Source organism: Curtobacterium sp. MMLR14_006, from assembly GCF_001864985.1.
GTDB lineage: Bacteria > Actinomycetota > Actinomycetes > Actinomycetales > Microbacteriaceae > Curtobacterium.
The window spans coordinates 113620-134182 of sequence record NZ_MJGU01000005.1; the positions used below are offsets into that span (position 1 = coordinate 113620).

Below are 20563 nucleotides of genomic sequence, written 5' to 3' on the forward strand. Positions count from 1 at the left end.
GGCCGCTATACGATGGGGCCGTTCCGACAACTCGACAAGTATGGCACAAGCCGCGCACGGAGCCAAAACGAGGCGTGTCGCCCGGGTGTGCCGTCGGACGGGAGGCCCGTGGCGGGCCCCGCCACAGGCCTCCCGTCCGACCGTGCGGGCGTCCGGAGCCGCGAGCCGCACCCGGGACCGGTCGCCCCGCGGACGTGGCGTGGTCAGACGGTCAGGGACTCCCCCGGCCGGAGCACGACGAGTTCGCCCGCGGTGCCGAGCGCGTCGCGGAGGCGCCCGGTGTGCATCGCGTACCCGACGTCGGACAGGGTGGCCTCGTGGACCGGGTAGGCACGGGACGGAGCGACCGCGGCGACGTAGTCCATCAGCTCACCCACCTTGAGCCACGGTGCCCCGACGGGCGCGGCGAGCACCTCGACGGGGACGTCGGGGACGGTGTACGAGTCGCCCGGGTGGAACAGCCGGCCGCCCACGAGCACGCCGGTGTTGTCGACGACGGGGACGCTCGCGTGGATGACGTTGTGCCGCGTCCCGTGGAAGTCGAGCGCGAACGGCCCGACGGTGCGGTGGTCGCCGTGGGTGACGACGTCGACCTCGATGCCCGCGTCGGCGAGGACGGCCCGGACCCCCTCGGGCCCGATGACGACGGCACCGGGGTTCGCCGCCGTGATCCGGAGCACCTGCTCGGGCGTGACGTGGTCGGGGTGCTCGTGCGTGACCACGACGGCGACGACCCCGGTGGCCTCCACCGGCCGGGTGAGCTCGCCGGGGTCGAGGACGAGGCGGGCGGCGCCCTCGGTGACGATCTGGCAGGCGTGTTCGAGCTTCGTGACCTCCATGCGGGCGACCCTACGCGGCGCCGACGGGGACCGCGTGCGTCGCACCGCCGCCCGGTGCCCGCCGCTCGCCGCCCGGTGCCCGCCGCTCGCCGCTCGCCGCTCGCCGCTCGGGGACGGTGACGCCGCACAACCAAAGTGAGCCCGCGCCGCGCGGTTCCCGGGTTCGAGCGCACTTCGGTTGTGCGACACGAATCCGCGCCACGTCCGCGCCGCCCGCACCGAGCCGCGTGCGCCGCGCCAACCGTCGTCCGGAGCCGCGTGCGCCGCGCCCGCGCCCCGCCCGCCGTCAGCCGCCCGGCACCCGGCCCGTCGTCGCACGCACCACGAGCGCCGCGGGCGCCGCCGCGATCGACCGCGTGGCCGCCCCCTCGACCTCGGCGAGTACCGCGCGCGCGGCCGTCCTCCCCTGCGCCTCCGGGTCCTGCGCGACCGTCGTCAGTCCGACGGTGCGGCCGTACTCGTGGCCGTCGACCCCCATCACCGACAGGTCCTCCGGCACCGACAGCCCGGCACGGTGCGCCGCGAGGAGCACCCCGAGCGCCATCTCGTCCGAGGCGCACAGCACCGCCGTCGGCCGTTCGGCCGCGTCGAGCAGCGCCGTTCCCGCCGCGACGCCGCCCGGGAACGAGAAGCCGCCGTCGAGCAGCCGGTGTCCCGGCACGGTCCGGCCCGCGGCCCGCATCGCGTCGACGAAGCCGTCCCGGCGCAGGTGCGGTACGGCGACGTTCATCCCGGCCTCGTCCTGCCCGCCGACGTAGGCGACCGCGTGGTGCCCGAGCGCGCACAGGTGCCCGACCGCGGTCCGGGTGACGGCACAGTCGTCCACGCCGACGTTCCGCAGGCCCGGTGCGGGGCCGCCGATCACGATCATCGGGTGCCGTGCGAGTTCGAGTTCGGCGCGTTCGGTCGCGTCGAGCACCAGGGACATGAGGACGAGGCCGTCCACCCGGTGCCGCAGCATCGACCGCCGGAACGCCCGGTCGCGGTCGCCGCCCGGCCCGCCGAGGTTGTAGAGGACGAGGTCGTACCCGGCGCGCTTGAGCTCGGCGTCGACGCCGCCGAGCGCCTTGACGAAGAACCACCGGTCGATCACCGGCAGCACGACGCCCACCGCGCGCTGCCGCCCGGTCGCGAGGCCGGCCGCCGCGGAGCTCGGGACGTAGCCGAGCTCGTCGGCGACGCGCCGCACCTGGTCGACGGTGGTGTCCGCCACGCTCGGCATCCCGCGGAGCGCGCGCGACACCGTCGATTTCGACAACCCCGTGGCGGTCGCGATCTGCTGGATGCCCGCCGCACCGCCCGGGAGGCCCGTCACCGCTCCGTCGCGCGCGTCGCGTCCGCCGGGTGCACGGCCCGAGCGCCGTGGTCCGGTCCCGCGGGTGCGTCCGTCGTGTCCGTCGGGCCGGGACCGCCACCCCCGGCCGGTCCGTCACGCCGCTCGCGCCGTGGCCGTCCGGCTCGTCGGGCACGTCCCGCCCGCTCGACCTCGTCCCAGCCGACGTGTCCGTGCACCCGGCCGTCCGGGCCGGGCTGGTCGTCGCGGCTGCTGCCGGAGCGCACGGGGACGAACTCGGCGGCGGTCCCGGAGCCGTCGTCGTCCTGCCGCCGGAGGACCCGGACCCGCCAGCGGTCGAGCGCGACCACGGCGAGCACGCACGCGAGCAGGGTGAGCGCCCAGCCGAGCGCCGGCCGCCCGGTGAGCTCGCAGGACACCGTGACGACGAGGAACAGGACGCCGAACGCGCCGACGAAGCCGATCGCCTCCTCGATCCGTGCGGTGGGCCGGGTGGGGCCGCGCTGTGCCATCGTCGTCAGCCCTTCACGCCGCCGGCGGTCAGGCCGGCCACGATCCGGCGTTGGAAGACGAGGACGAGGACGACGAGCGGGATCGTGACGATCGTGCCCGCGGCCATCACCGCCGTGTAGGGCTCCTGGTGCGGCTGCGACCCGGCGAACGAGGCGATCGCGACCGTGACCGGCTGCGTCGCGTCGCTCGACAGCTGCGACGAGATGAGGTACTCGTTCCAGCTCGAGATGAACGCCAGGATCGCCGTCGTGAACACGGCGGGCGCGGCGAGCGGCAGGATGATCCGCCGGAACGCCTGGATGCGGGTGCACCCGTCGATCCGCGCCGCCTCCTCGAGGTCCCAGGGCATCTCGCGGAAGAACGACGCCAGCGTGTAGACCGTCAGCGGCAGCACGAACGAGATGCTCGGCAGGATGAGCGCCTGGTAGCTCCCCATCCACCCGATGTCGGTGAAGAGCTGGAACAGCGGCGAGATGAGCGCGACGCCCGGGAACATCGAGGCGGCGAGGATCGCGCCGGCGATGAGCGACTTGCCGCGGAACTCGAGCCGGGCGAGTGCGTACGCCGCCGACGTGCCGACCAGCAGCGCGATGACGGTCACGGCGATCCCGATGAAGACGCTGTTGAGCAGTGCCCGACCGAGGTGGTTGCCGAGTGCCGTGGAGAACGCGGTCGCGTAGTTGTCGAGCGTGACGTGGGTGAACCACGGCGTCGGGTCGAACGTGTAGCCGACGTCGCGGAAGCTCGTCACCACCATCCAGTAGAACGGCAGCAGGCACCAGACGGCGATGACGGCGGCCTGCACGACGGTGCGGACGGTCGGCCCGTGGTGGCGGCGCACCCGGACGTCGGAACGGTCGGCGGCGCGGTCGCGGCTCGTCGCCGCCGGGGACCGTGGCCGGTCGGCTGCGAGGGTCACTTGAGTTCACCCTTCTGCTGGGCTGCCTGGGTCTGCACGACGTTCGCCCCGAGGAAGCGGACGAAGACGAAGGCGACGATGAAGACGATGAGGAACGTGATGGTGGACAGCGCCGAGGCGGCGTTGAACCCCTGCCGGATCTGGTCGACGACGAGCACGGAGAGCGAGACGGTCGCGTTGCCGGATCCGCCACCGCCGCCGGTCATGATGGCGATGAGGTCGTAGATGCGCAGCGCGTCGAGCACGCGGAACAGCACGGCGACCATCAGCGCCGGACGGACCAGGGGCAGCGTGATGAGCAGGAAGCGTTGCACGGTCGACGCCCCGTCCATCTTCCCGGCCTCGTAGACGTCCTCGGGGATGAGCTGCAGGCCCGCCAGGATGAGCAGCGCCATGAACGGGGTCGTCTTCCACGTGTCGGCGATGACGATGGCGAAGCGGGACGCCCACTCGTCGGAGAACCAGAGGACCTGGTGACCGATGACGTGGTTGAGGACGCCGTTGGCGTCGAAGATGAAGTACCAGAGCTTCGCCGTCACCGCGGTCGGGATCGCCCACGGCACGAGGATCGCGGCGCGGACGAACGCACGGCCGCGGAAGTCGCGGTTCATGATGATCGCCATCCAGAGCCCGATGACGGTCTCGAGCACCACGGTCACGGCCGTGAAGAAGAAGGTGTTGCCGAAGGCCACCCAGAACTGCGAGCCGAGGCTGCCGGGCGGGCAGCTGACCTCGCCGCACCGCTGGCCGAGCCAGTGCACGTAGTTGGCCAGGCCGGCGAAGCCGCCCTGCACGAACATGCCCGTCGCCTTGTCCAGGCCCTGGTCGAGCTGGAACGACTGGATGATCGCGCTGACGACCGGGTAGCCGATGACGATCGCGAGGAGCAGGATCGTCGGGCCGATGAGGTACACGGCCCATCGGCCGTGCTCGGCGTTGAGTCCGCCCTTGCGCCATCGGCGCTTCGGTTCCGTGCCCGTCGGGCCCGGGATGGCTGCGGGGATCTCGGTTGCTGCTGACACGTGTCGGCCTCCTTGCCGGGGGTGTCGGAACGCAAGTAGGGGCGGACTGGAGGCACGTGCCGGGATGGCACCGTGCCTCCAGTCCGATGCGGCGTGCGCCGCGTGTCGCTAGCTGCTGGTCGCCGACGTGAGGGCGTCCTGCATGTCCTTCAGGGCTTCGTCGACCGACTTCGATCCCTTGAGCGCCGCGTAGGTGTTGTCCTGGATCGCCTTCGTCACCGCCGGGTAGAACGGCGTGACCGGGCGCGGCTCCGCTGACTCGATCGACTTGAGCAGCGTCGGCAGGTACGGCAGCTTCGCCGTCAGCTCGGAGTCGGTGTAGAGGTCACCGACGACCGGGGCGAGCGACCCCTGCGTCGCGAAGAACTTCTGCGTGTCGTTCGAGATGAGGAACTCGAGGAAGTCGTGCGCCGTCGCCTTGTGCTTCGAGTACACGCTGATCGCGGCGTTGTGCCCGCCGAGCGTCGAGGCACCGACGCCGTCCGCACCCGGGATGGGGGCGACGCCGAAGGTGTCCTTGACCTTGCTCGAACCGTCGGTCTTCGCCAGGTTGTAGACGTACGGCCAGTTGCGCAGGAACAGCAGCTTGCCGGCTTCGAATGCAGTGCGGCCCTGCTCCTCCTGGTACGTGATCGCCTCGGCCGGGATGTTCCCGTCCTGGAACGCGTCGACCAGGTTCTGCAGGCCGGCCTTGGCGTCGGCGGTGTCGACGTCCGGGTCCCCGCTCGTGCCGAGCACCGAACCGCCGGAGCCGTTGATGGCCTCGGAGGCGTTCACCGTCAGGCCCTCGTACTTCGCGAACTGGCCGGCGTAGCAGCCGATGCCCTCGTCCTTGGCGATCGAGCAGTCGTCCATCATCTCGGCCCAGGTCGTCGGGGGCGTCTTGACGAGGTCCTTGCGGTAGTAGAGCAGCGCGCCGTCCGAGGTCTGCGGTGCGGCGTAGAGGGTGTCGTTGTACGTCGCCGTCTTCACCGTGGCGGGCAGGAGCTTCGACGTGTCGATCGCCATCGACCCCTTCAGCGGGGTGAGCCAGTTCTTCGCCGCGAACTCGGCCGTCCAGACGACGTCCACGTCGACGACGTCGTAGCCGGAGTCCTTCGCCTGGAAGTGCTGCACGAGGTCGTCGTGCTGCTGGTCGGCCTGGTCGGACTGCTCCTTGAAGGTGACCTTCTCGTCGGGGTGGGCCTTGTTCCACTTCGCGATCAGCGGGCGGACCACGTTCGAGTTGTCCTTGCCCTGCACGTAGGTGATGGGTCCGCGGCTGTCCTGGCCGCTCTTGGCGTCGTCCGAGCCGGCGCCGGAGCTCCCGCTCGAGCAGCCGGTGAGCACGAGGCCGATGACGGCGACCCCGGCAACGGATGCGAACCGCACCCTGGAGCGTGTTGTCTTCACAGCGTTGTCTCCTCATCGAGATCACCAGGACGACGTCGGGCGGAACCGTCCGACGCTGTCCTGGAGCAGGCGACGCTGCCTGCTGGGCGGTGACGCTACGCCCGGCGGCGTGCTCCTGCAACCGGTTGCACTGACACCGTGACCTGAGCGTGACCTCGGAACCCGGCGTGGATGTCCCGTGAGCGCTCACCACCGCTCGGCCGGATCCGCACCGGTGCGGGAGTCCGCACGAACACCGCCACTGCGCTCCCGCGCCGTTGTCCGGCTCCGGCGTGCCCCCGTAGCGTCCGCGGCATGACCCAGCTCTCCTCCGTCTCCGTGCCCGGGCCCCGACGGGTCGTCAGCGTCGACCTCGACGCTCCCCTGCCCCGGCTCGTCGCCGACGAGAACGGCACCTCGGCACTGGTCGTCGGGTACCGCGACGGACACCCCGTCGCGACGCGCGAGGTGCTGCTGACGGCGGACCCCGACGACGCCGCACGCGCGCTCGAGCCGATCGCGGGCGTCCGCGCCGACCGCGCCGGTGACGACACCCCGGTGCCGGACGAGCTGCTGCCGATGATCTCGATCGTCGTCTCGACCGTCGTCGCCCGGGTCGAGGACCTCGGCCGGTTGCTCGACGTGCTCGAGCACCTCGACTACCCGCGGCACGAGGTGGTCCTCGTCGACAACCGGGTGGTGCTGCCCGCGTCCGACCCGCTGCCCGCCCTGCTCGAGGGCCGGACGGTCCGGCTCGTCACGGAACGCCGCCCGGGGTGCTCGGCGGGTCGGAACGCCGGGGTCGCCGCGGCACTCGGCGAGGTCATCGCCTTCACGGACGACGACGTGCGGGTGGACCCGCAGTGGCTCCGGATGATCGGGACCCGCTTCGTGCGGGAGCCCGCGCTCTCGGCCGTGACCGGCATGATCCTGCCCGTCGAACTCGCCACCCCGGCACAGATCTGGTACGAGGCGTACTACGGCGGCTTCAGCGGCGAGCGCACCTTCGACCCGGTGACGATCGTCCCCGACGACGTGCCCGGTGTCATGCGCCACGCCCGTGTCTCCGCGGTCGCCCCGGACGGCTCGATCCGGAAGCACTTCGCCGTGTACGGCATCGGCGGCTACGGCGCCGGCGCGAACTGGGCGTGCCGACGGTCCGCGTTCGACGCAGCGGGCGGCTTCGACACCACGCTCGGCGCCGGGGTACCAGCCCGCGGCGGCGAGGACCTCGCGATCTTCATCGACATCCTCTGGAACGGCGGCCGGATCGGGTTCGAACCCCGCGCCGTCGTGCACCACCGGCACCGCCAGGACCTGGCCGGCCTGCACCACCAGCTGCACTCGAACGGCGTCGGCTTCACCGCCCTGATGTGCGCGCTCGTCGTGAAGGACCGTCGGCACCTGCTGGCCCTGGCCCGTCTGATGCCCGTCGCCGCCGACGTCAAGACCCGCCAGCTCGTCTCCCGGCTGGCCGGACGACGCGACGCAGCACCGGAGACGGTGACCGAGGCCTCGACGACGCGCATCCCCCGGTCCCTCGCGTTCCACGAGTTCCGCGGCTTCCCGGCCGGCCCGGCGGCGTACCTGCGCAGCCGACGGTTCTGGCGCTCGGTCGAGGAGGGCCGCTTCCGCCCGTAGGGGCACCGGGCGGTGCCGTGCCGGTGGGGTGTACCGGTAACGGTGCGGTCCGTCCGCCGTGCCGGTGCGGTGCGACGCGCCGGTGCCGGTGCCGTGCACGTGCGGGCGGCGCTGCCGTGCGACGAGATCGACGTCGCACGACACCGACGATGTCGCAGCCGCCGATGCCCCTCGCACGGCGCGACAAGGTCGACGTCGCACGACCTCGACGATGTCGCAGCCCCCGCCAGCCGCGCCGAGCGCGACAACCTCGACGTCGCACGACCTCGACGATGTCGCAGCCCCGCCAGCCGCGCCGAGCGCGACAACATCGCCGTCGCACGACACCGACGTCGTCGCGCCAGCCCGCGCACCATCCCTGCGCGCCGCGTCCCCGCGCGCGGAGGTCAGCCCCGCCGTACCCGTCCGACCAGGTACCGCCACGGACCGCCGAGCGCCGCGAGGAGCTCCACGCGCTGCAGCCCGGCGGTGGCCTGCCGGAACTCGTCGTCGACGGGCCACCCGCCCACGGTGTCCACCGCGACGGGCTCGCCGGCACCGGCCGTCCCCTGCCCGAGCGCCCCGAGCTGCCGCAGCGCGCCGACGGCCCGACGGAGCACCGCCACCGCCGTCCGCGGTCGCAGCACGAGCTTCGTCACCCACGCCCCGAGACCGGTGCCGTAGCCGAGCGCCTGGGACCGCAGGGCGGCGCGGTCGGAGCGGTGTCGGTGCCAGACCACCGCGGCGGGCTCCACGGCGAGCGCCCCGCCGGAGAACAGCACCCGCGTGAACAGGTCCGGGTCCTCGCCGGCGCGGGCGGGGGTCCCCGGGCCGAGGGCGACGTCGAAGCCGCCCAGGGCGAGCGCGGCCGAGCGCCGCAGCGACATGTTCGCCCCGGTGCCGAACGCGCCGACCGAGAACGGGAAGAGCGGCAGGTCGACCGGCGGCGCCGAGGTCCGGAAGACCCGGCGGTCGGTGTTCCGCGCCCAGGTCACCCGCTCGTCGAAGTACCGCTGGGTGGGCGTGCGCAGCTCCCCGCTCGGCACGAGCCCGGTGACGCAGACGACGTCCGCGTCGCGGGCGTACGCCTCGGCGAGCGCCGCGAGCCAGAGGCGGTCGACGACCACGTCGTCGTCGACGAAGGCGACCACGGCTCCGGAGGCGACGGCGAGACCGGCGTTCCGTGCGCGTGAGACGCCGGGTCGGGCCTCCAGGACGTAGCGCAACCGGGGGTCGTCGAACGACGCGACCACGTCGCGGGTGGCGGTGGTCGAGGGCGCGTTGTCGACGACGACGACCTCGAGGTCGTCGTACGCCGAGTCGAGCACCGACCGGACGACGTGCCGCACGTCGTCCGGCCGGTCGCGGGTGCCGATGACGACGGAGACGCGGCCGACGGGCGTGCCGGTCGGTGCGGCCGGGAGGCCCGTGGCACGCAGTGCGCGGACGGCCGGTCCCAGCTCGGCCGGATCCACCGCCCCCGCTGCGTCGACGGCGACGTCGACGAAGCCGGCGACCTCACGGCCGTCCCGGACGAGGAGCCGTGCGCGACGGAAGCCCTCGGCGTCCTGGAGGGCGACGGCGGTCGCGGTGGCCGCCTCCTGCCGGTCGACGGCGCCGACCCAGGCGGCTCCGGCCCACGTCGGGACCCCGGCTGACGGCATCGCGGGGGTGACGGTGAGCACGCCGCTGACGGTCGCCTGGGGTTCGGTCATGCTCCGATGCTCGGGTGGGGGCTCCGGCCGGTCAACGACGGCCGGGGGCGCGTGCGGCGACGGACGCGCGACTTGCGGTTTGCCGCCAGGCGCCCCGGTGAGCGGTCGCAGCGGCCTCCGGCGGACGGACGGAGCGGGCCGGGGGTCGGCGGTCCGGGCGGCTCCCGGGCGCTGCCCCTAGGATCGACGGGAGACCCGGCGGCAGCACGTCGGGCACGAGGAGGACGCATGTCGCTGGGCCCCACGACCGAGCTCGGCGTCCCGACCTGCGTCTGCGGCCACGTGCAGGACGCCCACGAGCACTACCGTCCGGGCAGCGACTGCGCACTGTGCGACTGCCCGAGGTTCCGCCGACAGCGCTGATCCTCGGGCCCGCTGCGGGAAACCGCCGCTTCACCGCAGTGGCCCCACGGCCGCCTTGTCGCCCCGATCGCGTGCGCCTAGCGTCGCGTCCATGGCCATCTCCCCCGCGGCTCCGGCCTGCGTCGTCCTCGCGCACGAGGACCCCGTGCACGTCCGGCGGCTCGTCGAGGCGCTCGACCCGTTCCCCGTGTTCCTGCACTGCGACTCCCGGACGCCGGACGACGTCCACCGGGCGATGACCGAGGGGCTGCCCGACCGGGTGCGGCTGCTGCCGCGGATCCGGACCGGCTGGGCCCGGTGGGAGAACGTCGAGGCCGAGGTCGCCGGCTACCGTGCGGCACTCGCCGAGACGGACGCGACGCACGTCGCCGTGCTGACCGGCAGCGACTACCCGTTGGCGTCCCCGGCGGAGACGACGGCGCTGCTCGAGGCACACCGGGACCGCTCGTTCGTGTTCGCGCACCCGCTGCCGCACCCGGAGTGGGGTCGCGACGGCGGCGTCGGCCGGATCCGCTACCGGCACTGGGCATGGCGGAAACACATGCTGCGGCTGCCGGTACCGCGGCGAGCGCCGCGTGACGTGGTGCTGACGGGTGGCTCGCAGCTCAAGGTCCTCGCGCGCCGGCACGCGGCCGCGGTCGTCGACGCGGTGGACCGCCGGCCGGACCTGACGGACTTCTGGCGACGCACCTGGGCGGCCGACGAGACGTTCGTGCTCTCCGTGCTCGGCTCCCCCGCGCTGGTGCCCGGCTTCGCCGACGAACACGTGCCGCACTCGCTGTGGTGGATCGGGTGGGACGGCACGGCGCAGAAGAGCCCGCCGTGGCTGACCATCGAGGACGCCGGGCGGCTCCTCGCCGGCCGGACCGACACCGCGGACGCGCTGCCGCAGGTCTTCGCGCGGAAGTTCTCGACGGATCGCAGCGCCGACCTGCTCGACGTCGTCGACGGCGCGTTCGGGCTGCGTCCGGGCGTGGCGGCCGCGGTCACCTCGTGACACTGCCCCCGCAGACCCGGCGGCAGGCGCGGGCCGCCCGCGACGGCGACGGTGCATCAGCCGTCCGCAAGGGCGCCTCGGTCCTGTTCGGCCGCGGGTTGCTCTACGTCGTCGTCTGGTCGATGCAGCTCGTCGTCTCGTCGCTCATCTCGCCTGTGCTCGCGCACCTCATGCCGCCGTCGGAGTTCGGCGTCCTGGCCTCGGCGATCGCGCTGTACCAGGCGCTCGTCGTGCTGGCGGTCGCCGGCCTCGACCAGGCGGCGGTCCTGCAGCGCGCCGAGGACGGCGACGACCGCCGGGCCCGCGGCCTGCTCGCGGTCGGGGTCGTCACCGCCGCCGTCGTGACCGCGGCCGCGCTCGCGACGATCCCCGCGTGGGGCGACGCCGCCGGGTTCGTCGGTGCGCACCCGCTGCTCCTCGTCGCCGTGCTCTGGACGGGACCGTCGGCCATCGTCCAGCTGTCCCTCGCGGTGCTCGTCGCCCAGGACCGCATCCGCGTCTTCGCCGTGACGAGCCTGCTGTCGTCGATCGGCGGGTCCGTCATCGGACTCGGCCTGCTCGCCGCCGTGCACGCGGACGCCACCACGTACGCGTGGGGCGGTGTCGTCGCGCAGGGCGCGGCGATGGTCGTGGGGATCGCGGCGACGCGACCGCGGATTGCCGGGTTGCTCGACCGCAGGACGACCGCCCGCGCGTTCCGTCTCGGCATCCCCGTCGCGCTCGGCAACCTGTCGTACTTCGTGCTGAACGCCGGCGACCGGATCGTCGTGCAGCGGCTGCTCGGTCCGGACGAGGTCGCGCGCTACCAGATCGCCTACGTCGTCGGGTCGGCGGTCATCCTGCTGCTCACGTTCACGAACCAGGCGTGGGCGCCGCACTTCGCCGCGGTCCGCGACGCCGTGGCCCGGCGCGAGCTCGCCGTGCACGCCCGCGACGAGCTGTACCGGTTGCTCGCGCCCGTGCTCCTCGCGGTGACCCTGGTGTCGCCGATCGCCCTGCCCGTCCTGGCACCGGCGTCCTACCGGGTGCAGGGGCTCACCGTCGTCGTCTTCATCGTCGCGGCCACGGCCCTGCCGGTCGTCGCGAGCGGCGCCACCGGCCGGCTGCTGCTCGTGGAGCGACGCGGTGTGGCGGTCGGCGTCATCGCGGCCGTCGCCGGAGCGGTGAACATCGGCGCGAACCTCGTGCTCGTGCCGCTGTTCGGCATCGCCGGCGCCGGGGCCGCGACCGTCGTGGCGTACGTCGTGCTCGCGGTGCTGCAGCTCGCGGTCCTGCCCGACCGGCGTGCCTGGACGGGCCCGGGGCCCGCGGTCGTGCTCCCGGTCGCCGGGGCACTCCTCGTGGCGGCCGCGTCGCTGTTCGTGCCGCAGGACGCGCTCTGGAACTGGGTGCGGGCCGCAGGGGTGCTCGCCTGCCTGCCGTGGTTCGTCGTCCGGCTGCGGTCGGCTCGGGGACGGGGCGCGACGACCTCGTCCTGACGGCAGCACGAGGGCGCGTCCGGTGGGGGCGGCTCGCCGGCCGCACCGCGCCGAGCACCGCCCCGGCGCCGAGCGCCCGTCGCACGGCGCACACCGCGCGGGCGCCCAGCGCCCGTCACGCACCGTGCCGGCGCGCAGCACCCGTCACGCCGGCGCTCAGCGCCCGTCACGCACCGTGCCGGCGCGCAACGCCCGTCACGCACCGTGCCGGCGCGCAACGCCCGTCGTGCCGGTGCTCAGCGCCCGTCGTGGTCCGGCGTGGTCGCCTGCGGGTCGGCACCGGCCGCGGGCACGTCGATCGTCACCCAGTCGACGAGCAGGGACCCGGCGGCGCTCCGCGGCGGGACACCGGCGATCGAGCCGGCCTGCACGACCAGGTGCATCCGGGCCGTCGGGATGGACTCGGTCGTCGTGCCGACGAGGGCGCCGTCGACCAGGAACGACATCCGCGAGCGCGTCCACTCGATCGTGTAGGTGTGCCAGTCGGCCAGCGACGCGGCGGTCTCGTGCTGCACGCACTTCTGCTCCGGGTCGCCGACGCAGTGCACGTTGAGCCCGGCCGTGCCACCGAGCGCGCCCTCGGGGAAGTCGACCTCGCCGTCCGCCCAGACGTTCTCGTCGCTCCAGAGCAGCACCGCGACGCCGTAGCCGTCGACCCGGTCGCTCTTCATGCGGATGCTGTACCGACCGGCGGTCTGTCCGCCCCACCGGCCGTCGACCAGGGGGACGACGCCGCCGGCGAGCGGTGTGCCGCCCGCGGTGGTGCGCAGGTGCACGTCGAGCACGCCGTCGTGCGCGGTCAGGGCGGAGGCCTGGTAGCGGCCCGTCCCGGCGGTGTCCGCGAACCCGTGGTACACCGAGAACCGGTCGCCGTAGGTGCGCTCGAAGGCGCCCGTCGCGGTCGGTTGCGCGAAGTCCTCGGCGAAGACGCGCTGCCACCCGCCGCCGCCGTCGGCCGTCGGCATCACCGCTCCGCTCGGGTCGACCGCGTCGACGTCCCGGCCTGTCGTGGCACCGGCGACGACGGCCGCGGCGACCACGACCGCCGCGGCGACGAGCGCGGCACGGCGGCCGCTGCTCGCTGCACGGCGGTGTCGGGAGCGGCCGGTGGCGTGCGCCGCCGGCGCGCCGTTGGCGGCTGTGGCACGGGGATCGAGCGTCGGTCCGACGCGGGTCACCCCGCGGCCCCGGCGGCGCGGCGCAGCCCCGCTGGCGTGAGCTCGTAGAGCGTCGTGGTGCCGGACGACCAGACCCGCTGCCACTGCGGCGAGGACGCCATCGCCCGGGCGAGCCGCTGGTAGTCGGCGTCGCTCTGGTAGCCGTACCGCTCGTCGTAGGCACCGAACGGTTCGGCGACGAGTGCGTAGTACTTCGTCGCGGCCCAGTTCTGCACGAGCTCCCGGGTCAGGACGGACACGTCGGCGGTCGCGTCGTAGCCCTGCGGGGACGGGTACGGTCCGAGGGCCTCGCGGGACAGGTAGCCGACGTCGAAGTACCGTGCGCCGGTGTTGCTCGGCACCGCGTTCGCCGAGCCGGTCAGCAGCATCACCGACCCTGCGGGTGCGGTGCGGTCGTAGAGCCGCGTCGCCTCGGACTGGCTGCGGGTCATCACCCGGTTCCAGTCGAGCGCGGTCTGCCCGAACGCCCCGACCGCGACGAGCGCGGCGACCCCCGCAGCGGCGACCGCGTACCGCACCGCGGTGGGACGGCCCACCCGTCGCAGCAGCGCGCCGACGGGCGCGAACCGACCGGCCGGCAGCGGGAGCGCGGCGGCCAGGACGGCGATCCAGGGCGTCGCGAACAGGACGACGCGGAACACGCCCTCCTGGCCGTAGTTCGTGGCGACGAGCAGCGACACCGGGCTCGCGGCCGCGGCGAGCAGGGCCCAGTGCACGCGGTCCCGGCGGAGCAGCACCGTGACGACCGCGGCCGTGCCGAGCAGCACGAGCGCGGCCGCCGGCACGTCGAACGCCAACCGGGTGACGAGCGGTCGCGGCAGCACGGTCAGGTCGTGGGCGGGCGGCTGGACGTTGTCGAGCACACGGCCGACGGCGGCCAGGGACAGGAACTTGCCGAGCACGTCGCCGTTCAACGCGGCGAACACCACTGCCGGCACGAGCACGACGGCCGGCAACCACCAGGGCCGGAGCAGTCGGAAGACCACCAGGACGACGAGCGCGGCGACCGTCAGGTAGGGCGAGATCTGGTGCGTCACGGCGAGCACGACGCCGATCACCGCGATGGCGGCGATGCGGGTCGGTCCGACGGTCCGGGTGCGCGCACCGGATGGGGTCGTGGCGTCCCGGACGGGCCCGGTCGCGAGCACCAGGATGACGACGGACAGCAGGATGCCGGTCGACTGCGGCGAGAAGTACGTCGTGTTGAGCGATCCCGTCATCGCGGTGAGCAGCGCGGCGACCCAGGGGCGTCGGGTCCCGGGCAGCCAGTGTGCCGCGAGCACCCCGACCGCGATCGTCGTGCTGAACGCGAGCAGCACCGGCACCCACGCGGCGATCGTCATCGTGTCGACGATGCCGCCGACGTCGGCCACCCAGGCACCGCCGGCGAACAGGCCGGACCACGTCTGGAAGATGTCGGCGGCGGGATCGGTGCCGCCGTGCTGCCGGATGTACTCGAGGACGCCGATGTGCCGGGCGGCGGCGGTCACGGTCGGCACGCCGTACGTGATCGCCTGTGCGAGCTGGACGACACCGCCGAGCACCACGACGGGGACCGCGAGTCCGCGTCCGCGGACGAGTGCCAGGACCGTCGCGGCGACCACCAGGACGAGACCGACGACGAGCCCGGGCCCGAGCGAACCGAACAGCCCGGCGGGCACGGGGTCGCCGACGTGGGTCACCGCAGCGACGACCACGATGCCCAGCCCGACGAGCGAGAGCGTCGTGACGATCGTGGTCGGTCCGGTGCGCCACCCGCGCGGCGCACCGGACGGGCGTACGGTCCGCAGCGCCCGCAGCGCCCGCAGGTCCCGCGGCACGACGACGTTGAGCGCCACCACGGTGCCGACGACCAGGGCGACGAACGGTCCGGACGGCTCCCAGCTGTGGGCCGTCGCCATGACGTACCCGATGCCGATCGTCCCGACCAGGGAGCCGGCCATGGCGAGGACGGCGAACCGCGCGAGCGGCATCGGCCGGACGAGCAGGAGCGGCGCGACGCCGAGCAGTGCGAACAGGAAGACCCCGACGGCGCTCCCCCGCAGGGTCGGCAGGTCGGCGACCGTGCCGACGAGCGCGACGAGGAGCGTGGCCACCACCGTCGCAGCGGCCGTGAGCCGCGCGGCGGGCCCCATCACCCGGTCGCGGCCGTCGCGCACCGGGGTGCCGTCGTCGGACGCGGGCGGGCCGGACGGGTCCGGCGAGGTGACCGGCGCGAGCGTCGTGCCGGTCACCTCGCGCTCACCGGCTGCTCGACCGGGCGGGCCGCCGGCGTGGTGACGACCACGCCCCCGAGCACCCGGCCCACGGCGTAGCCGAGGACGGTCGAGGCGACGGACAGCACGATCGCGCCGGCCCGGAGACCGCCGCCGCGGCCGGTCCGGCCGAGTTCGCGCAGGACGGCGCCGGGGATGACCCGCGTCAGGTACGTCGACTCGCTCGCGAGCGAGTCCCCCGTGCCGACGCGCCGGCTGAGCACCGCCTTCGAGATGCCCTCGTAGTAGCTCCGACGGCGCAGGTAGCGCATGGTCACGCGGTCCGGTGAGACCCGGTGCGCGACGTTCGACCGCGGCTCGTAGCGGATCCGTGCGCCGGGCCGGACCTGGGCGATCCGGATGCACAGCTCGGTCTCCTCGCAGCCGAGGGGCTGGTCGCCGACGCGGCCGATGCCGGAGCGGAAGCCGCCGGCCAGCAGGATCGCCTCGCGGCGGAACGCCATGCTCGATCCGATCACGTTGCGGACGTCGCCCGGCGCCTCCGGCAGCCCGCGGTACGAGCACCCGACGATCCAGAGCAGCTCGTCGGCGTAGGGGCCGGCCCCGGTGGCGGTCGGCCAGGACGGTGTCGCACGGCCGCCGACGCCGACGACCTCGGGGTCCTCGAGCGCGGCGAGCAGGTGGCGCAACCAGTCGGGGTCCGCCGTGGCGTCGTCGTCGAGGAACGCGACCACGTCCGCCTCGGTCAGGGCGACGCCGGTGTTCCGCGCGCCGGAGAGCCCACGGTCCTCGGTGTTCGGCACGACCCGCAGGTCGGGCCACCGCGCCGACGCCCGGGCCAGGAGCTCGGGCTCGTGGTCGATCACCACGACCACCTCGGGCTGCTCGGGCTGGCGGACGGCGGACTCGACGCTGTCCTGCAGGTCGCCCCACCGCTGCTGCGTGTACGCGCAGATGACGACCGCGACGGTCGTCACGCGACGTCCTCCTCGAGGCCGACGACCACGGCGGCGGCCGCGACGGGAGCGCCGTGCGCCCCGGCCTGCTTGCCGCCGACGATCGGGGGGACGGCGTGCACGGCGACGCGACGTGCCTCGGCACGGCCGGCGACGGCGCGACGACGCTCGTGCATGATCGACTTCAGCACGCGGATGCCGTCCGTGACGGCGTTGAGGTTGCTGTGACCGTGCACACGGAGCTTCTCGTGGCTCGGCACCTCGGTGATGGCCAACGCGGCGGACGACCAGCGGCAGGTCAGGACGGTCTCGATCTCGAAGCCGTCGCCCCAGAGCATCGTCCCGTCGGCCGGGCGCGGCAGCTCGGAGGAGAGCAGCCCGATCTCCGGCAGGACGTCCGCCCAGAAGGCGTTGTAGCCGTAGCAGAGGTCGCTGTACCGGGTGCCGAGGATGACGTTGCACAGGGCGTTCAGCCCGCGGTTGCCGAGGTTCCGCAGGATCGTGATGTCGTCGCTCCCCCCGCCGAGGGCGTACCGGGTGCCCTTCGCGACGTCGGCGCCGTCGACGAGCGCCTGCACGAAGCGCGGGATCTCCTCGGGGTCGGCGGAGCAGTCGGCGTCGAACATGACGACCACGTCGCCGGTCACGGCTTCGAACCCGCAGGCGAGCGCGTTGCCCTTGCCCTTGCGGGTCTGGTGCACGACACGGATGCCGGGCAGCACGCGCTGCGCCGTCGCGACGGTGTCGTCGACCGAGTTGCCGTCGACGAGGATCACCTCGTGCACGGGCGGGAGCATCGGCAGGATGATCTCGAGGTTGCGGGCCTCGTTGCGGGCCGGGATGACGACGGAGACCCTCGGGTCTGCGGGGCGGACGGTTCGAACGGGCATGAGCACGGTCCTGTCGGGTCAGGGTTGCGGTCGGGTGTCTCGAAGTGGGACCGGCGTCCGCTGACGACGCCGCGACGGCATGGGAACGCCGCCGTTGGGTGGGCGCGGCACCGTCGCCACCGGGAACGCGGCCGAGTGGGTACTCTCGCCCGCGGTCCAACCATCGCCGCGGGCGGGGCGCCGGTCAATGCGGGTCCGGGTCGCTTGCGGACCCGCCGGTGCGGATACGGAAACCCGCAACCGTCGTGCAGGCGGCGCGGTGGGCGCGGCGGCGCACGGTCCGGAGACGGAACCGGCTGCCGGACGGGAGGCTCGGCGCGGCCCCGCACCGCGCCTCCTGTCCGTCCCGTGCTCCGGCGACACGGCGACGCGGCGCCTGCACGACGCGACGCGTCGGTCTCGCGGATCGCCTGCGGAGACGAGAACAGCCCCCGGGATGATCCCGGGGGCTGTTCGTCGAGTGCTGGGGTACCTGGACTCGAACCAAGAACGACGGTACCAGAAACCGCTGTGTTGCCAATTACACCATACCCCAAGAGGCCCTGCGGCCTCGTGTCCCGTTGTCCGGGGCACGATCAACTACTGTACAGCATCCCGGAGGTCCGTGAGACCACCCACCAGGTCCCGGTGCACGGCGGCAGCCGTCGCGGCACCGTGGCCGGCAGCCACGATGAGCTGCTCCGGCCCCGGAGGCGTCACGTCCCCCACGGCGTAGAGCCCCGGGACCGAGGTCCGGCCGACCCGGTCGACGACGAGCAGCCCGTCCGCGTCCCGACGGAGCAGCGGGCGCCCTCCGGGCGTGTCGTCGCGGTCGTCCGGACCGTCCGCGACCTGCAGCCAGTCGAGGTCGGCGTGCCAGGTCGGGCGCACGAAGCCACCGGAACGGGGCTCCACGTGCCCGTCGGCGAGCCGGACGCCGGTCATGCCGGTCCGGTCGCCTTCCAGGTCCTCGACACGTCGCTCGTCGAGCACGACGCCCGCGGCGGCGAGCCGGGCACGGCCGGCGTCGTCCACCCGGGCGACGCCGTTCGTGTAGACGACCAGGTCGTCCGTCCAGGCCGCGACGAGCAGGGCGCGGTCGACGACGTCGTCGGTCTCGCAGATGAACGCGAGGGGCTCACCGGCCTTGTCGTATGCGTCGCACTCGACACAGCTGTGCACGGACGTGCCGTAGAACGCCCGCAACGTCGGGAGCGCCGGGAACTCCTCGCGGAGCCCCGTGGCCACGACGACGGCGCGCGCCCGGGCGTCGAGCTGGGTCCCCCGCCACGCACCGTGCAGGCGCCACCCCGCGGCGTCCGGCGTGACGAGGTCGACGACGGACTGCACGACCGTGGCCTCGGGGTAGCCCTCCACCTCGGTACGGCCGAGTTTGCGGAGCTCCAGCGGCGAGATCCCGTCGCGGGTGAGGAACCCGTGCGACCGCAGCGTGGCCGCGTTCCGGGGCCGGTTGGCGTCGACGAGCAGCACCGTCCGCTTCGCACGGACCAGGTTGAGCGCAGCGCTCAGCCCGGCCGGGCCGGCGCCGATCACCGCGACGTCGTGGACGACCGGTCCGTCCTGCGGTTCGGTGGTGCTCATCGTGGGCGGGTCAGCGGGCCGCGAAGGCGCGGAGCCGCGTCAGGGTCGAGTCCTTGCCGAGGATCTCCATCGACTCGAACAGCGGCGGGCTGATGCGTCGGCCGGACACCGCGACGCGCAGCGGCCCGAAGGCCACCCGCGGCTTCAGTCCGAGCCCGTCGATGAGCGCCGCACGGAGCGCGGCCTCGATCGCCTCGGTCGTCCAGTCCTCGACCTGCTCGAGGGCGGCGGTGCTGGCCGTGACGACCTCGGTGGTGTCGCCCTTCAGCGAGGCGAGCGCGTCGTCCTCGACCACCAGGTCGGCGTCGTCGGTGAACAGGAAGCCGAGCATCGCGGGCGCCTCGCCGAGCAGCTGCATGCGCTCCTGCACGAGGGGCGCGGCCTTCGTGAGGACCGCGAGCTGCTCCGGCGTCGCCGGGTCCGAGACGAACTCGTTCAGGTACGGCAGCAGGCGCGACCGGAAGTCGTCGGCGTCGAGCAGACGGATGTGGTCCCCGTTGATGGCCTCGGCCTTCTTGTGGTCGAAACGGGCCGGGTTCGGGTTGACCTGCGTCACGTCGAACGCGGCGACCATCTCGTCGATCGAGAAGACGTCGCGGTCCGGGCCGATCGACCAGCCGAGCAGCGCGAGGTAGTTGACGAGCCCCTCCGGGATCATGCCGGCAGCACGGTGGTGGAACAGGTTCGACTCGGGGTCGCGCTTCGACAGCTTCTTGTTGCCCTCCCCCATCACGTACGGCAGGTGGCCGAACACCGGGATGGCCGGAGCGATCCCGATCTCGTACAGCGCCTCGTAGAGCGCGATCTGGCGCGGCGTCGACGACAGCAGGTCCTCGCCCCGGAGCACGTGCGTGATGCCCATCAGGGCGTCGTCCACCGGGTTCGTGAACGTGTAGAGCGGCTTGCCGTTCGGCCGCACGACCACGAAGTCCGGGAACGTCCCCTGCTTGAAGGTGATCTCCCCGCGCACCAGGTCGTCGAAGCTCAGGTCGCGGTCCGGCACACGCAGTCGCAGCGCCGGCTCGCGCCCCTCGTCGCGGAAGGCCTGGCGCTCGGCGTCGGTGAGGTCGCGCTCGTGGTTGTCGTAACCCTGCTTCGGGTCGCGGCCGGCTGCACGGTTGCGGGCTTCCATCTCGTCCGGGGTCACGTAGGACTCGTAGACGTGCCCGGAGGCCTTGAGCTGCTCGATCACGTCGTCGTAGATCGCTGTGCGCTCGGACTGCCGGTACGGGCCGTGCTCGCCGCCGGCGTCCACGCCCTCGTCCCAGTCGAGCCGCAGCCAGCGCAAGGCGTCGAGGATCTGCGCGTACGACTCCTCGCTGTCGCGGGCGGCGTCGGTGTCCTCGATGCGGAAGACGAGCTTGCCGCCCGTGTGGCGCGCGTACGCCCAGTTGAAGAGCGCCGTGCGGATGAGCCCGACGTGCGGGGTCCCCGTCGGGCTCGGGCAGAAGCGGACGCGGATGTCGGAGCCGGAGGCAGTGGTGAATGGCGCAGTCATGACCCGCCGATCCTACCGTGGCCTCCAGGCCCCGGGAACGCAGAAAACCCCTGACCACGAATGGTCAGGGGTTCCCTGGTCTTACTGAGTTAAGTCCGGCGGCGTCCTACTCT

The 20563-nt window shown here is 73.5% G+C and carries 16 protein-coding genes and 1 tRNA gene; 3 read left to right on the forward strand and 14 right to left on the reverse strand.

Annotated features, from left to right (window positions below):
- Positions 1–203: 203 nt before the first annotated feature.
- The 6 genes from BIU94_RS02550 to BIU94_RS02575 all read right to left on the reverse strand — a co-directional run bounded on the left by BIU94_RS02550 (position 204) and on the right by BIU94_RS02575 (position 5979).
- On the reverse strand, positions 204–839 hold the full coding sequence (locus BIU94_RS02550; RefSeq protein ID WP_071253881.1) for an MBL fold metallo-hydrolase: 636 nt from the start codon (positions 837–839) through the stop codon (positions 204–206).
- Positions 840–1125: 286 nt separating this feature from the next.
- Positions 1126–2154 (reverse strand): LacI family DNA-binding transcriptional regulator, encoded by a 1029-nt coding sequence (locus BIU94_RS02555; protein WP_254784713.1) that lies wholly within the window; start codon positions 2152–2154, stop codon positions 1126–1128.
- On the reverse strand, positions 2151–2645 hold the full coding sequence (locus tag BIU94_RS17635; RefSeq protein ID WP_071253883.1) for a hypothetical protein: 495 nt from the start codon (positions 2643–2645) through the stop codon (positions 2151–2153). Before BIU94_RS17635 ends, BIU94_RS02555 begins: the two co-directional genes overlap by 4 nt.
- Before the next feature lie 5 nt (positions 2646–2650).
- On the reverse strand, positions 2651–3487 hold the full coding sequence (locus tag BIU94_RS02565) for a carbohydrate ABC transporter permease (RefSeq protein ID WP_254784716.1): 837 nt from the start codon (positions 3485–3487) through the stop codon (positions 2651–2653).
- 74 nt (positions 3488–3561) lie between these two features.
- A complete protein-coding gene (locus BIU94_RS02570) occupies positions 3562–4479 on the reverse strand; it encodes a carbohydrate ABC transporter permease (protein ID WP_254784718.1) in 918 nt (305 codons plus the stop codon).
- 216 nt (positions 4480–4695) lie between these two features.
- Positions 4696–5979: an ABC transporter substrate-binding protein gene (locus BIU94_RS02575; RefSeq protein WP_071253887.1), complete on the reverse strand. Its 1284-nt coding sequence runs from the start codon at positions 5977–5979 to the stop codon at positions 4696–4698.
- A gap of 294 nt (positions 5980–6273) precedes the next feature.
- Between BIU94_RS02575 and BIU94_RS02580 the strand changes: the two genes are divergently transcribed.
- Positions 6274–7599, forward strand: a complete 1326-nt coding sequence (locus BIU94_RS02580) for a glycosyltransferase (protein ID WP_071253889.1) — start codon at positions 6274–6276, stop codon at positions 7597–7599.
- A gap of 386 nt (positions 7600–7985) precedes the next feature.
- On the opposite strand, the gene BIU94_RS02585 is transcribed toward BIU94_RS02580, so the two are convergent.
- On the reverse strand, positions 7986–9293 hold the full coding sequence (locus BIU94_RS02585) for a glycosyltransferase family 2 protein (protein ID WP_071253891.1): 1308 nt from the start codon (positions 9291–9293) through the stop codon (positions 7986–7988).
- Positions 9294–9747: 454 nt separating this feature from the next.
- Here BIU94_RS02585 and BIU94_RS02590 point away from each other — a divergent pair, with 454 nt between their 5' ends.
- Together BIU94_RS02590 and BIU94_RS02595 are read left to right on the forward strand one after the other, a co-directional pair.
- Positions 9748–10653: a beta-1,6-N-acetylglucosaminyltransferase gene (locus BIU94_RS02590; RefSeq protein WP_083404537.1), complete on the forward strand. Its 906-nt coding sequence runs from the start codon at positions 9748–9750 to the stop codon at positions 10651–10653.
- Positions 10650–12131, forward strand: coding sequence for a lipopolysaccharide biosynthesis protein (locus BIU94_RS02595; RefSeq protein ID WP_083404538.1), 1482 nt, complete (start codon positions 10650–10652; stop codon positions 12129–12131). The genes BIU94_RS02590 and BIU94_RS02595 overlap by 4 nt, the downstream gene beginning before the upstream one ends.
- A 236-nt stretch (positions 12132–12367) precedes the next feature.
- Here BIU94_RS02595 and BIU94_RS02600 read toward each other — a convergent pair whose 3' ends face one another.
- From BIU94_RS02600 to gltX, 7 genes are all read right to left on the reverse strand, one after another.
- A complete protein-coding gene (locus tag BIU94_RS02600) occupies positions 12368–13309 on the reverse strand; it encodes a glycoside hydrolase family 16 protein (RefSeq protein ID WP_071253893.1) in 942 nt (313 codons plus the stop codon).
- Entirely contained in the window at positions 13306–15543 is a 2238-nt protein-coding gene (locus tag BIU94_RS02605) for a hypothetical protein (protein ID WP_071253895.1), read from the reverse strand. Before BIU94_RS02605 ends, BIU94_RS02600 begins: the two co-directional genes overlap by 4 nt.
- On the reverse strand, positions 15540–16502 hold the full coding sequence (locus tag BIU94_RS02610; RefSeq protein ID WP_071253896.1) for a glycosyltransferase family 2 protein: 963 nt from the start codon (positions 16500–16502) through the stop codon (positions 15540–15542). The genes BIU94_RS02605 and BIU94_RS02610 overlap by 4 nt, the downstream gene beginning before the upstream one ends.
- Positions 16499–17371 (reverse strand): glycosyltransferase family 2 protein, encoded by an 873-nt coding sequence (locus BIU94_RS02615; protein WP_083404541.1) that lies wholly within the window; start codon positions 17369–17371, stop codon positions 16499–16501. The genes BIU94_RS02610 and BIU94_RS02615 overlap by 4 nt, the downstream gene beginning before the upstream one ends.
- A 463-nt stretch (positions 17372–17834) precedes the next feature.
- Positions 17835–17906 (reverse strand) — tRNA-Gln (locus BIU94_RS02620).
- A gap of 44 nt (positions 17907–17950) precedes the next feature.
- Positions 17951–18952, reverse strand: coding sequence for an NAD(P)/FAD-dependent oxidoreductase (locus BIU94_RS02625; RefSeq protein ID WP_071253897.1), 1002 nt, complete (start codon positions 18950–18952; stop codon positions 17951–17953).
- A gap of 10 nt (positions 18953–18962) precedes the next feature.
- Complete coding sequence (gene gltX / locus BIU94_RS02630) at positions 18963–20450, reverse strand: glutamate--tRNA ligase (protein ID WP_071253899.1); 1488 nt, start codon at positions 20448–20450, stop codon at positions 18963–18965.
- Between the last annotated feature and the right edge of the window lie 113 nt (positions 20451–20563).